The organism is Pseudomonas sp. ASL3 (assembly GCF_056680425.1).
Genome location: NZ_CM155281.1, coordinates 303,244 through 316,333, shown reverse-complemented (window position 1 = coordinate 316,333; position 13,090 = coordinate 303,244). Strand labels below are relative to the sequence as shown.

Here is a 13,090-nt window from a genome sequence, read left to right as displayed (position 1 = left end):
GTTACCCTTCACCCCGCAAAACCGCCAGCCGCTTGCTCACGCCCTCCGCTGTCTGCTCGCCGAGCAACTGATCGCGCACCTTGCCCTTGTCGTCGATGATGTACGTCACCGGCAGCGCGTCGCTATGGGGCAAGTCGAAATGGTCGGCCGGGTCCTGCGCCAGTACGGTGTAGCTAATGCCCAAAGCGGCACTGGCGGACTTCAGGTCTTGGCCCTGCAGGCCGTCGAAATTGACCCCGAACACACTCACTTGCCTGTCCTTGAGCTGATTGGCCAAGGTGTTGAGTTCCGGGATCTCCGTGCGACACGGACCACACCACTCCGCCCAGTAGTTGATTACCAGCCAATGATTGTCGACCCGCTCGCTGGCGACCTTCTGCCCGTTTTGATCAAGCCCAAGGTCTGCACCACAACCACTTAGCAGCAAACTGCCGATGAGCGCCACTACCGCTGCCAATCGCCTTGTCATGTGCCCTTCCTTATCTGGATATTCACTTTAACTGCGACCAATTACCGCCCAAGGTTCAGGAGCAGACGTCACACAGGTAGAATAGCTGCCACCTTACGCAAGATGCGACCCGCAAATGACTGATCTGACGCTTTATCACAACCCGCGCTGCTCGAAATCTCGCGGTGCGCTGGAACTGCTCGAAGCCCGTGGCCTGACCCCGACCATTATTCGTTACCTGGAAACCCCGCCAGACGCCGCGCAATTGCGCGATCTGCTGGTCAAGCTGGGCATCGGCGCCCGGGAATTGCTGCGTACTGGCGAAGACGAATACAAAACCCTGAACCTGGCGGATTCCCGCCTGAGCGATGAGCAACTGATCGCCGCCATGGCCGCCCACCCGAAACTGATCGAGCGGCCGATTCTGGTGGTCGGTGACAAGGCCGCCATTGGCCGTCCACCAGAAAGCGTGCTGGAGATCCTGCCGTGAGTACGCCGTACATTCTGGTTCTGTTCTACAGTCGCAACGGCTCGACCAGCGAGATGGCCCGGCAGATTGCCCGCGGTATCGAGTTGGGCGGCATGGAAGCGCGGCTGCGCACGGTGCCGGCGATTTCTTCCGAGATTGAAGCCGTCGCACCGAGCATCCCCGAGCAAGGCTCTTTATATGCCAGCCTCGATGACCTGAAGAACTGCTCCGGCCTGGCACTGGGCAGCCCGACGCGTTTCGGCAACATGGCCGCGCCGCTGAAGTACTTCCTCGATGGCACCAGCACGCTGTGGCTGACCGGCGCCCTGGTGGGCAAACCGGCCAGCGTGTTCACCTCCACCGCCAGCTTGCACGGCGGCCAGGAAACCACGCTGATGTCGATGCTGTTGCCGCTGCTGCACCACGGCATGCTGGTCACCGGCCTGCCATACAGCGAAGCCGCGCTGCTGGAAACCAGTGGCGGCGGAACGCCTTATGGCGCCAGTCACCATGCCGGTGCCGACGGCAAACGCGCGCTGGACCAGCATGAGATCACCCTGTGTCGCGCCCTGGGTCAGCGTCTGGCAAAAACCGCCCTGCTGCTGGAGACGCCTCGTGGCTAAAAAGCCTAAAGTCCTGCCGGCGCTGGAATGGCTGGAGCCACGGGTTCGTCTGAGCCGGGTCGTCAGCCTGATCTGCTTTTTCGGCCTGATCCTGTTGCTGGCCGCTTATTACCTGATCTTCGCCGACCTCCACGGCGCCCGCCCGTGGGTGATCCTGAGCATCGAACTGGTGCCCTTGATCCTGCTGACCCCAGGCATGCTCACCGGCAGCGCACGCGGTCATTCGTGGACCTGTTTTGTGGTCAACCTGTACTTCATCAAAGGCGCACTGGCGGTTTACGACCCGAACCGCAGCCTGTTCGGCGCTCTGGAAATGCTGGTCAGCGTGGCGGTGTTCACCAGTGCGCTGCTGTATGTGCGCTGGCGCTTTCAGTACAACCGCAAATTGGCAGGGGAAGGTGTGGCCTGACAGTTCCCACAGAGGCCGATACAGGATCTGTAGGAGCTGCCGAAGGCTGCGATCGACTGGGGACCGGTCGCGGCGATTGATCTTTATGAAGGCCGTTCCGGCCTTATCGCAGCCTTCGGCAGCTCCTACAGGGGATTGGTGTCAGACCAGACTGTATGCGTACTATCCGGATTGATGCGGTCTCAGTGATTCACCGTATACGCCAACATCAACGACAACTGACACATGGGTCGCCCGCTTTCAGCATGCCATTGGTTGAAGGCGCCCTGCACGGCGGCGAGGTCCTTGAGGCTGGTGGGCACTTTGTCGATGATGTTCTGCGCATTGAGCCCCGCGACCATGTCGTACGTCGGGATGAAGGTGTCCTTCCCGACCATGCGCAGAAAACTCGGCGCTGACATCCCGCCCAGCTGATGCCCGTGTTTGGACAGGTATTTCCACAGGCCGACGATATCGGTTACGGGCCAATCGGCGATGAAGTTACCGAAGCTGCCCTTCTCTTTGCTGATGTCCAGAATCATCTGCGCATTGCGCGGCACGCTTTTCAGTTTGCCCAAATGCCGAATGATCCGCGTGTCCTGCATCAAGCGCTCCAGGTGCTCGGCGCCCATCAACACCACTTTCTCCGGATCAAAGCAGAAGAACACCTCTTCGAACGTCGGCCACTTGGCGTCTACCAGACTGTGCTTGAGGCCGGCGCGAAACACCCGCTGAGCGAGGGCCGACAGGTAACGGTCATTGCTGATCTTGCGCAGTTGCGCGGGGGACTTGGGGACGGGCAAGCGTGCTTCGAGCGCTGAGGCTGAACCGAAACGGTTCAGGTTGTATTCGTGGAGCCATTTGTAATCGCGCATGCGATGGTGGGTTCCGATCAGATATTCACGACATTGACGAAACGCGAGGCCGCGGTTTCATCGATACGCAGGTGGGTAAAGTCAAACAGGTTGCGATCCGCCAGTTGCGACGGCTGCACATTCTGCAAGCCGCGGAAGATGCTCTCGGTGCGGCCCGGGGTCTTGCGCTCCCACTCCAGCAGCATGTCCTTGACCACCTGACGCTGCAGGTTTTCCTGAGAACCGCACAGGTTGCATGGAATGATCGGGAAGGCCTTGAAGTCGGAAAACGCCTGAATGTCTTTCTCGGTGCAGTACGCCAGCGGGCGAATGACCACATTGCGCCCATCATCGGCACGCAGCTTGGGCGGCATGGCCTTGAGCGTGCCGTTGAAGAACAGGTTGAGGAAGAAGGTCTCGACGATATCGTCGCGGTGGTGACCGAGCGCCATCTTGGTCGCGCCGATTTCATCAGCAAAGGTATACAGCGTGCCACGGCGCAGGCGCGAGCACAGTGAGCAGGTGGTCTTGCCTTCAGGAATCAGCTCCTTGACCACCGAATAGGTGTCTTTTTCGACAATGTGGTACTCGACGCCCAACGCTTCGAGGTACGCAGGCAGCACATGTTCGGGGAAACCCGGCTGCTTCTGGTCCATGTTCACGGCCACAATGTCGAACTTGATCGGCGCCACCTTCTGAAAATGCATCAGCACGTCGAGCATGGTGTAGCTGTCTTTACCACCGGACAGGCAAACCATGATCTTGTCGCCCTCCTCAATCATGTTGAAGTCGGCCACGGCTTCGCCAGCGAGCCGGCGCAGGCGTTTCTGCAGTTTGTTCTGATTGACTGAAAGGGTGCCCATGGCGCTGATATCCGCTAGCGGTGACTCGGAAAAAGTCAGTATTTTACGCATAAACCCTGAGGCCAGGTAATGCCGCCAGACCGCACTGAACCTAAATAGCACAACGCGATTAGCAGCCATCCCCAAAGCGCGATTTACTCTAAAGCAGCGCTTCTGCCGTCCCTATACTGCGACATAAGGTTGCATCCATTCCTGTATCGAGGCTGTGGCCTTACACCTGCCGTGGCACTTAAGCCCGACAGGCGCTCCGCTGGGGGGCGACGGTAAAATAAAAAGGAGTGACCGGCATGATGAATCACGTTTTGGGACTGTTCACCCATCCCGATCGAGAATGGCAACAGATCCGTGGCGAAAAAGAAGAAAGCATCGGCCACATGTACCTCACTCACACCCTGATTCTCGCGGCAATTCCCGCAGTAGCAGCTTATATCGGTACCACGCAGGTGGGCTGGGTGATCGGCTATCGAGCGCCGGTCATGCTGACCCATGAAAGCGCCTTGTGGATGACGATCATGTCCTACATCGCCATGCTCGGTGGTGTAGGGGTCATGGGTGCGTTCATTCACTGGATGGCGCGCACCTATGACGCGAACCCAAGTCTGGCACGCTGCGTCGCCTTTGCCACCTACACCGCGACACCCCTGTTCATTGGCGGCCTGGCGGCACTCTATCCACATATGTGGCTGGGGCTGATCGTCGGCATGGCGGCCATCAGCTACACGGTCTATCTGCTGTACGTCGGTTTGCCGACATTCATGAACATCCCGTCCGATGAGGGCTTCATGTTCTCAAGCTCCGTACTGGCCGTGGGCCTGGTGGTGCTGGTCGCAATCATGGCGTTCACCGTCGTGCTGTGGGGCATCGGTGTAGGGCCTGAATATACCAACTGATTAAAAGCCAACTGTCCTCAACTGCATGAGATGACGAGCCGCCTTTTAGGCGGCTCGGTTGTTTTTGATGACCATTGGGCAGCTTCAGTTTTCGGCCAGCCAGCGCTTTGCGGCATACTTGCCATCTCAGGAGAGCCCTAAAGAATGCCCGAGCAACTCAATACCCGCGTCGAAGTCTGTTTTCAGCAAGCCGAAGCCTTTTTCAAACGTGCATTCAAACGCCCAGTGGTCAGCCTCAGGCTGCGCGGCCAGAAAGCCGGTGTCGCCCATTTGCACGAAAATATGCTGCGCTTCAACCCGCAGTTGTACCGGGAGAACAGCGAAGATTTTCTCAAGCAGACCGTCGCTCATGAAGTCGCGCACCTGATCGCCCACCAACTGTTCGGCGAACGCATTCAGCCCCATGGCGAAGAATGGCAATTGATCATGCGCGGGGTGTACGAACTGCCACCCAACCGCTGCCACACCTACGCGGTCAAACGCCGCCGCGTGACCCGCTACATCTACCGCTGCCCCTGCGCCAACAGCGATTTCGCCTTCTCCGCGCAACGCCACTCGCTGGTCAGGCAAGGACGGCGCTATTTGTGCCGGAGCTGCCGGGAGACATTGGTGTTCAGCGGGGAAATGCGGGTGGAGTGATGGTTGTGGGTGTGTCAGGGACACCGCGGCGCCCCATTCGCGAATGAATTCGCTCCCACAGTGGATCTGCGGCGGACACAACACTTGTGGGAGCGAATTCATTGGCGAAGAGGCCAGCCCAGGCGACCCAGAAATTTACCCAATAACACCCGCTCTTCGCAGCTCAACAATCCGCTCAACGCTATACCCCAGACCCGCCAAAACCTCTTCACTGTGCGCCCCTAGCTCCACCCCAATATGCCGGGGCGCGGGCAAGCCTTCGGAAAACTTCAACGGGCAGGCAATCTGCGCCTGCGAGCTACCATCATCACGCGGCACCTGACTCACCACCTCCCGCGCCTGCAACTGCGGATGCTCAACCGCTTCGGCAACGCTCAGCACCGGCTCGACACACGCGTCCAGGCCAGCAAAACACTCACACAGCTCCTCAAATGAACGCTTCTCGAATTCGATTTTCAATTGGTGTTTCAACGCCGCCTGCACCTCGGAGCATGGCGACAGGCCTTGTGCGGCCAGTTCCGGGCGGCCCAGCGCTGCACACAGTGGCTGCATGAACGTCGGCTCCAGGCTGCCCACGGAAAACCAACGACCGTCTTGACTGCGGTAGTAGTCATAAAAACTGCCGCCATTGAGCATCTGGTTTTCCCTGGCAGGCTCCACGCCGCACGCCAGATAACCCGCCCCGGCCATGGCATTGAGGCTGAATACACAGTCGGTCATGCTGACATCGACGTATTGCCCGCGCCCAGTTTGCTGACGTGCGACCACAGCGGCCAGCAGGCCAATCACCCCATGCAGCGAACCTCCGGCCACATCCGCCGCCTGAATGCCCAACGGAATCGGCCCACTGTCCTGGCGTCCGGTATGGCTGGCGATGCCGGACAGCGCCAGGTAGTTGATGTCGTGCCCGGCGCGATCCCGATAAGGGCCGGTCTGGCCGTAACCGGTGATCGCCACATAAATCAGCTTCGGGTTGATCGCCTTCAAAGCCTCATAGCCCAACCCTAGGCGATCCATGACGCCCGGGCGAAACTGCTCGAGCACGATGTCGTATTCGGCCACCAGCTGCCTGACCACCTCCAGCGCCTGCGGCTGCTTCAGGTCCAGGGCGAGGCTGCGTTTATTGCGATTGAGGTAGGCGTGGCTGGCCGAAGTCCCGTGATCGTGTGGCGGCAATAGTCGTAGTAGATCCATACGCGTCGGCGACTCGATGCGCAGCACTTCGGCGCCCATGTCGGCGAGCAACAACGAAGCGAACGGCCCCGGCAACAAGGTCGAGAAATCGAGAATCTTGAGCGATGCCAATGGACCTTGCATGAGTGTGCCTTGCATAAGTACTCCCTTTGCAGACCCTATTGCGATGGCTTTCAGATTAGGCAGGCCGGCGCCAGGCTTCAATGGCCGCATCCTTCATCGTCGCTGACGTATTCGCTCAGGTTCCAGGCATAAAAAAACCCATCCGAAGATGGGTTTTTTTATCACTGCGCAGCGTTATGCAATTTCACGCGGTGTATTAGTTGGAGTCGGTTTTTCAGCCACGCCCAGATCGTCTTCTGGAACCGTGCTGGAGATCCCGCGACCACCGGAAGCCAATTCGAGTTGCAGCGTGTCTTCGTCCAGTTCCTTGACCCACTTGGCCACGACCAGCGTCGCCACAGCGTTACCGACCAGGTTGGTCAGCGCGCGGGCTTCGGACATGAAGCGGTCGATACCGAGGATCAGCGCCAGACCGGCAACCGGCAGGTGGCCAACGGCGGACAAGGTAGCGGCCAACACGATGAAACCACTACCGGTGACCCCGGCAGCGCCCTTGGAGGACAGCAACAGCACCACCAGCAAGGTGATCTGGTGGGTGATGTCCATATGGGTGTCGGTCGCCTGGGCGATGAACACGGCAGCCATGGTCAAGTAGATCGCAGTACCGTCGAGGTTGAAGGAGTAACCGGTCGGGATCACCAGACCCACCACCGATTTCTTCGCCCCCAGGCGTTCCATCTTGATCAGCATGCGCGGCAAGACGGATTCCGAAGAGGACGTACCCAATACGATCAGCAACTCTTCACGGATGTAACGGATCACCTTGATCACGCTGAAGCCATGGGCGCGAGCGATAGCACCCAGTACCACCAGAACGAAGATCACGCAGGTGATGTAGAAGCACAGCATCAACTGACCGAGCTGCACCAGCGAACCGACACCGTAGGCACCGATGGTGAAGGCCATTGCACCCAAGGCACCCAGTGGCGCGAGCTTCATGATCATGTTGATGATGTTGAACATCACGTGGGCGAAGCGATCGATGAAGTCCAGCAGCGGCTTGCCGTATGCACCCAGACGATGCAGGGCGAAACCGAAGATCACCGAGAACATCAGTACCTGCAGGATATCGCCGGTGGCAAAAGCGCCGAAGATGGTATTCGGGATGATGTTCAGGAGGAAGCCAATGACGCTTTGATCAGCCCCTGCAGCAACGTAGGCAGCGACCTTGGAAGCGTCCAGAGTCGCCACGTCGATGTGCATGCCGGCACCCGGCTGGACGATGTTGACCACCACCAGACCCACGAGCAAAGCGATGGTGGAAACAATTTCGAAATACAGCAGTGCATAGCCACCGGTTTTGCCGACCGACTTCATGCTCTGCATACCAGCGATGCCGCTGACGACGGTGCAGAAAATGATCGGGGCAATGATCATTTTGATCAGTTTGATGAACCCGTCACCCAGCGGCTTTAGCGCCACGCCGGTTTGAGGGTAGAAGTGACCGATCAGGACACCGATAACAATGGCTACGATGACCTGGAGATACAGGGATTTATACAGTGGCTGACGAGTCGTCATTGCAAAGTTCCTCAAGAGCACCGTCAGGCATCATCCGTCTGATGCGCGCGACACTTAAAGCGCTTAACCCTCCTGCACTGGAGGGATTTGTTTTGTCGAGTTGCGGGGGCGGGCCGTTCGCAAACCTCTTGGCCCTATCGCAAACCTTGTGCCATCTTTTGAAAAACCGCTGCACGCCACTGAATCCGTGCACCTGCGCCAAAATGGGCGCCGTTATCGGCGGACAATGTGGCGGTTTTCCGCCCATTGCCGCAAAAATATCACCTGCATTGGCGGGTATCCGCCTTGTCCGTTGCCTGTACGGTGACTACCATCGGCCAGTCCACGGATGAGCACTCTATGCGCCAACGCACAATCGCCAGCCATTTCGCCCGCGCCGCCCTCGGTGGCGCGCAACGGCATGGCATTGAGTGTTCGGGCCTGCTGTTGCAAGCGGGGATTCAGCCTGAATTGCTGAGCGAACCCCGTGCGCGCATCGCCCCTGAACAATTCACCCGCCTGATCCAGCTGCTTTGGCAGGAACTGGACGACGAATACATGGGGTTCGGCCATGGCCCGAGCAAGCGCGGCACCTTCGCGATGATGTGCCATGCGCTGATCCACTGCCGCAGCCTGGAGAAAGCACTCGCCCGCGGCTTATTATTTTATAGCTTATTCCCGGACGCCCCGCGCCTGAGTTTGCGCCGGGAAGGCGACTGGGCGCGACTGAGCCTGGACGACTCGACACTGCGCGACCCGGATCACTTTCTCAGCGAGTGCCTGCTGGTGATCTGGCATCGGCTCGGCAGTTGGTTGATCGGCCAGCGCATCCGCCTGGAGCAAGCGACGTTCAGCTATGACAAGCCAGAGCACAGCAGCGAATACGACCTGTTGTTCCCTTGCCCTATCCTGTTCGACGCCGAGGGCACCAGCCTGCTGTTTCACGCGCGCTACCTGAATATGCCGCTGCTGCAGGACGAGCGCACGCTCAAGCGTTTCCTCGAACGCTCCCCCGCCGACCTGCTGGCCCGCCCCGACGATGGCGACAGCCTCAGCAATCAACTGCGACGTTTGCTCAGCCGCGACTGCAACCGCTGGCCTGATCTGGAAAACGTCGCCGAGCACATGCATATCAGCCCGCAGACCCTGCGCCGGCATCTGCGTGAAGAAGGCACGAGTTTTCAGGAGCTGAAGGATCAACTGCGCCGCGATATGGCGATTTACCACTTGAGCCACGCCGAGCTGTCTTTGCAACAGATCGCCGAACAGCTCGGGTTTTCGGAGCCGTCGGCCTTTCATCGCGCGTTCAAGAAATGGACCGGGCTGACACCGGGGGCTTATCGGGCTCAGGAGATATAACCTGTTACCCCCTGTAGGAGCTGCCGAAGGCTGCGATAAGGCCGGAACGGCCTTCCCCGCCCTTTCAATCACAACGCCCGCTTTGGTCGGACGCGACCCCGGGGCGATCGCAGCCTTCGGCAGCTCCTACACCTGTGTCTGGCGAGTGGTCACTTAGCCACAAAATGAATCCGAAACGCGGCGCCGCCCAAGGGTGAATCATCCAGGGTCAGGCGGGCGTTGTAGCTTTCGATGATGTCCTTGACCACAGCCAGGCCTATGCCCTGCCCCGGATTCTGCCGATCCAGCCGCTCGCCGCGCTGAAGAATCCGCGCTCGCTGGCTCTCAGGCACACCGGGGCCGTCGTCTTCGATGCACAGTTCGTCACCGGTCAACGACTGACGCAGGCTGATGCGCACCCGGCCCAAGCACAGGCGATAGGCGTTCTCCAGCAGATTGCCGAGCATTTCCATCAACGCGCCCTGCTCCATGGGGATCTGATAATCAGCGGGCAGATCGACGATGACGTTTACCTGCTTGTCGCGATAAACCTTATTCAGGGTGTTGCACAGGCTTTCAACCACCGGCTTCAAAACCATGTGATGCCGCACCAGTCCGCTTTTGCGCAGGCTGGCGCGCTGCAATTGGTAGTCGATCTGCTGACTCATGCGCTCGATCTGCGACTGCAGGATGCGCGCCTGCTCCAGGTCCTGCGGGCGTTTGGCGATGGTTTCGCTGACACCTTGCAGCACTGCCAGCGGCGTTTTCAAACTGTGGGCCAAGTCACCCAGAGAATCGCGATAGCGGATGCGCTGCTCACGTTCGCTGAGCAGCAGTCGGTTCAGTGAACCGGTCAGGCGCAGCAGTTCTAGCGGGTGCTCTTCACTCAGGCTTTCCCGCGAGCCGGCTTCTACCTGATCCAGCTCCTGACTCAAACCCTTCAACGCACGCAGGCCCCAGGTCAGTCCCAACCACAGCAATGCCAGCAACACCACCAAGGCTGCACCGAACCCCAGATAAAGCTTCTCCCGCAGTCCGGCGATGGTCACCTGATATTCGCGCACCGGCTGCAAGGCCACGATGCTGAATGCCGCATTTCTGCCACCGAGCAGTTTGATTTCTACGTCGTAAACGAAAAACTCTTCGCCGTTGGCTTCCTTGATCTTGGCGAACGAGCTGCCCCTACCGTCATAAAGCGGGTGATAGTTGATATTTTCTGCGGCGGTAGCCCGCGAACGCCAGACCAAGTTGCCTTCACGGTCATAGATGTAGCCGAGGACGCGGCCGTCCGGCAGATTGAGTTGCTCACCTGGCAACACCAGGGGCATCAGCAAGTGACCGTCTTCGACCCGTGCCGCAGAAATCAGCGTGGTCACGTCAGAGGCCAGGCGCTGCTCGATGGCGTTTTGCAGGGCCAGGCTGTAGGCGCCCTGCAACGCTGGCAACAACGCAAGCGTAAAGATCACCGCCAGAATCGTAGCGGCCAGCATTAATCGCACGCGTAGCGAGCGAATCATCGGCAGCGCTCAGTAAACAGATAACCCAGACCGCGTACCGTTTCGATGGGCTTGAAACCCGTCTCGCCTTCCAGCTTGCGACGCAGGCGTCCGACCAACACTTCGATCACATTCGGGTCGCGCTCGTCATCGTCGGGGTAGAGCTGCTCCATCAACCGCTCTTTGGCCACCACCTGCTGATGGTGGCGCATGAGGTATTCGAGAATCCGATATTCATAGGCGGTCAGCGACAAGGGCTGTTCGTCGAGGGAAGCCTGCTTGCGGTTCAAGTCCAGGAGCAAGGGGCCAGCGGTGATGGTCGACTGGATAAAACCGCTGGAACGGCGCAACAGCGCATTGAGACGCGCCTCCAGCTCTTCGAACTGGAACGGCTTGACCACGTAATCGTCTGCACCGGCAGCCAGCCCTTCGACCTTGTCCTGCCAGTTGCCACGGGCGGTGAGGATCAGGATCGGAAACGCCTTGCCCAGGGAGCGGAGCTGACGAATCAAGTCCAGCCCGCCCATGCCAGGCAAGCCCAGATCGATCACCGCCAGATCATGGTTGAACTGCTCCGCCTGATACAGAGCCTCTTCAGCATTGGGTACCGCTTCGACCACATGGCCACTTTCGGCAAGTCGGGTTTGCAAGTGATGGCGCAGCAGCCCCTCATCTTCAACCACCAGCAGTTTCATGGGGCTCTCCCGGGCAAAATCATTCCTCTCGAGGTTAAGGCTAATACTGCACGACCAATAGAACACCGCCCAGCCCGCTGAGTGTGCGGTCTGGGCGGAAAATGTCCAGCGACAGTCTGTTAAGAGTCAGAAAATGAAATTGGACGGCAGCTGCGGGTCGAAGCTACCGAGCAGGATGGCCTCGCTCAGCTGAATACCGTTGTGGGTGCCGGAGACGTTTTCGTAAGTCGCGTAGTAGTGATACTCGGCAGTCTTCAGATCTGCACCGGGCTTGTTGATTCTCTCGCCGGCCTTGCCGAGGACGAGGTTGCCGGTACCGTCAGTGGCTTGGGCAGCGGTGCTGCCACCGAGAAAAGCCAAAGCGTAAAAAAGCTTATTGAAGGTGAGCATTGTGATGTCCTCTCGCGCCAGGCGCTATTGGGGTACGCCGCCAGACTACTCACCAGGCCCTGAACCCACCCTGAACGCGCCCTGAACCTAAGCTGAACGGACTGCCCCCCCCTGTTGCGAACAATCGTCTAGGCTCTTTTGACTAATCCACGCGTCGAATAAATAACAGGAGAAACCGACCATGCGTTTCTGGATAGCATTAGTGATGATGGCTCTGACGGGGCTGGCTCAGGCCGCGATCAAGACTGAAACCATCAACTATAAAAGCGCCGACGGCACCAAACTGGTCGGCTATTACGCCTACGACGACGCGATCAAGGGCCAACGACCCGGCATTTTGGTGGTGCACGAATGGTGGGGCTTGAACGATTACGCCAAAGGCCGCGCCCGTGCTCTCGCCGCATTGGGCTACAGCGCCATGGCCGTCGACATGTACGGCGCAGGCAAGCACACCGAACATCCCAAAGACGCCATGACGTTCATGATGGCCGCGATGAAAGACAGCACGGCCGCAGCTCAGCGCTTCGATGCAGGGCTTGAGCAGCTTAAAAAACAGCCGCAGACCAATCCGGACAAGATCGCTGCCATTGGTTACTGCTTCGGCGGCGGTGTGGTGCTTGATGCTGCCCGTCGTGGCGAGCCGTTGGTCGGCGTGGTGACCTTCCACGGCATGCTGTCCACCAAGACGCCGGCCGCACCCGGGATTATCAAAGCCAAAATTCTGGTGGAACACGGCAACAGCGACACCATGATTACTGCGGAAAACATCACGGCCTTCAAATCGGAAATGGACAAAGCCGGGGTCGACTATAAATTCGTCGGCATCGACGGCGCCAAACACGGCTTCACCAACCCCGCCGCCGACCGCCTGGGCAAAGGCGCCAATGCCCCGGACATCGCCTACGACAAAGCCGCCGACGAGAGTTCATGGGCGGATATGCAGGCGTTTTTCAAGAAAATCTTTGGGTGAAATGCGGTAGATCCATTGTAGGAGCGCGCTTGCAACTACGCGTCCCGCCGCGATGGCGGTGTGTCAGGCGCAGAAAGTCCTCCGGCCTTTATCGCGGGCAAGCGCGCTCCTACAGTGACCGTGTTTGCTGCGCGACAGCGCGGCGTCGACGACGGGGCGGGGTCTCCTACAGAATTTACGCTGTACCCGATCCTGTCCGACACGGCAAAA

General features: G+C 59.0%; 15 protein-coding genes. 7 read left to right on the top strand and 8 right to left on the bottom strand.

The features are described from left to right. Position 1: 1 nt before the first annotated feature. Positions 2-469 carry a TlpA disulfide reductase family protein gene (locus AC1MEE_RS01470; protein ID WP_480413445.1) on the bottom strand — a complete coding sequence of 156 codons (468 nt, stop codon included), beginning with the start codon at positions 467-469 and terminating at the stop codon, positions 2-4. A 115-nt stretch (positions 470-584) separates the two neighbouring features. Between AC1MEE_RS01470 and arsC the strand changes: the two genes are divergently transcribed. The 3 genes from arsC to AC1MEE_RS01455 are packed head-to-tail and all read left to right on the top strand — an operon-like array spanning position 585 to position 1,949. Next, positions 585-938: an arsenate reductase (glutaredoxin) gene (gene arsC / locus AC1MEE_RS01465; RefSeq protein WP_480413443.1), complete on the top strand. Its 354-nt coding sequence runs from the start codon at positions 585-587 to the stop codon at positions 936-938. Beyond that, on the top strand, positions 935-1,540 hold the full coding sequence (wrbA, locus tag AC1MEE_RS01460) for an NAD(P)H:quinone oxidoreductase (RefSeq protein WP_480413442.1): 606 nt from the start codon (positions 935-937) through the stop codon (positions 1,538-1,540). The genes arsC and wrbA overlap by 4 nt, the downstream gene beginning before the upstream one ends. Beyond that, positions 1,533-1,949: a DUF2069 domain-containing protein gene (locus tag AC1MEE_RS01455; protein WP_480413441.1), complete on the top strand. Its 417-nt coding sequence runs from the start codon at positions 1,533-1,535 to the stop codon at positions 1,947-1,949. Before wrbA ends, AC1MEE_RS01455 begins: the two co-directional genes overlap by 8 nt. A 182-nt stretch (positions 1,950-2,131) precedes the next feature. Here the strand turns inward: AC1MEE_RS01455 and AC1MEE_RS01450 are convergent, their stop codons facing one another. After that, positions 2,132-2,803 (bottom strand): DNA-3-methyladenine glycosylase I, encoded by a 672-nt coding sequence (locus AC1MEE_RS01450; RefSeq protein ID WP_480413440.1) that lies wholly within the window; start codon positions 2,801-2,803, stop codon positions 2,132-2,134. Between the two features lie 17 nt (positions 2,804-2,820). Then, the gene (ttcA, locus tag AC1MEE_RS01445) at positions 2,821-3,645 is read right to left on the bottom strand and encodes a tRNA 2-thiocytidine(32) synthetase TtcA (RefSeq protein WP_480413439.1); all 825 of its coding nucleotides are present in this window, start codon (positions 3,643-3,645) and stop codon (positions 2,821-2,823) included. A 287-nt stretch (positions 3,646-3,932) separates the two neighbouring features. Here ttcA and AC1MEE_RS01440 point away from each other — a divergent pair, with 287 nt between their 5' ends. Together AC1MEE_RS01440 and AC1MEE_RS01435 are read left to right on the top strand one after the other, a co-directional pair. Beyond that, positions 3,933-4,535, top strand: a complete 603-nt coding sequence (locus AC1MEE_RS01440; RefSeq protein ID WP_480413438.1) for a Yip1 family protein — start codon at positions 3,933-3,935, stop codon at positions 4,533-4,535. Positions 4,536-4,679: 144 nt separating this feature from the next. After that, positions 4,680-5,174: a SprT family zinc-dependent metalloprotease gene (locus tag AC1MEE_RS01435; protein ID WP_480413437.1), complete on the top strand. Its 495-nt coding sequence runs from the start codon at positions 4,680-4,682 to the stop codon at positions 5,172-5,174. A gap of 135 nt (positions 5,175-5,309) precedes the next feature. On the opposite strand, the gene AC1MEE_RS01430 is transcribed toward AC1MEE_RS01435, so the two are convergent. Further along, a complete protein-coding gene (locus AC1MEE_RS01430) occupies positions 5,310-6,491 on the bottom strand; it encodes a CaiB/BaiF CoA transferase family protein (RefSeq protein WP_480416124.1) in 1,182 nt (393 codons plus the stop codon). Between the two features lie 174 nt (positions 6,492-6,665). After that, positions 6,666-8,012, bottom strand: coding sequence for a dicarboxylate/amino acid:cation symporter (locus AC1MEE_RS01425; protein ID WP_480413435.1), 1,347 nt, complete (start codon positions 8,010-8,012; stop codon positions 6,666-6,668). Between the two features lie 339 nt (positions 8,013-8,351). Here AC1MEE_RS01425 and AC1MEE_RS01420 point away from each other — a divergent pair, with 339 nt between their 5' ends. Continuing rightward, entirely contained in the window at positions 8,352-9,350 is a 999-nt protein-coding gene (locus AC1MEE_RS01420) for an AraC family transcriptional regulator (RefSeq protein ID WP_480413434.1), read from the top strand. A 149-nt stretch (positions 9,351-9,499) separates the two neighbouring features. Here AC1MEE_RS01420 and AC1MEE_RS01415 read toward each other — a convergent pair whose 3' ends face one another. From AC1MEE_RS01415 to AC1MEE_RS01405, 3 genes are all read right to left on the bottom strand, one after another. Continuing rightward, positions 9,500-10,846, bottom strand: coding sequence for an ATP-binding protein (locus tag AC1MEE_RS01415; RefSeq protein WP_480413433.1), 1,347 nt, complete (start codon positions 10,844-10,846; stop codon positions 9,500-9,502). Next, on the bottom strand, positions 10,843-11,520 hold the full coding sequence (locus tag AC1MEE_RS01410; RefSeq protein ID WP_480413432.1) for a response regulator: 678 nt from the start codon (positions 11,518-11,520) through the stop codon (positions 10,843-10,845). The genes AC1MEE_RS01415 and AC1MEE_RS01410 overlap by 4 nt, the downstream gene beginning before the upstream one ends. 126 nt (positions 11,521-11,646) lie before the next feature. After that, the gene (locus tag AC1MEE_RS01405) at positions 11,647-11,910 is read right to left on the bottom strand and encodes a hypothetical protein (protein ID WP_480413431.1); all 264 of its coding nucleotides are present in this window, start codon (positions 11,908-11,910) and stop codon (positions 11,647-11,649) included. 181 nt (positions 11,911-12,091) lie between these two features. Here AC1MEE_RS01405 and AC1MEE_RS01400 point away from each other — a divergent pair, with 181 nt between their 5' ends. Continuing rightward, positions 12,092-12,880, top strand: coding sequence for a dienelactone hydrolase family protein (locus AC1MEE_RS01400; RefSeq protein WP_480413430.1), 789 nt, complete (start codon positions 12,092-12,094; stop codon positions 12,878-12,880). Positions 12,881-13,090 lie beyond the last annotated feature (210 nt).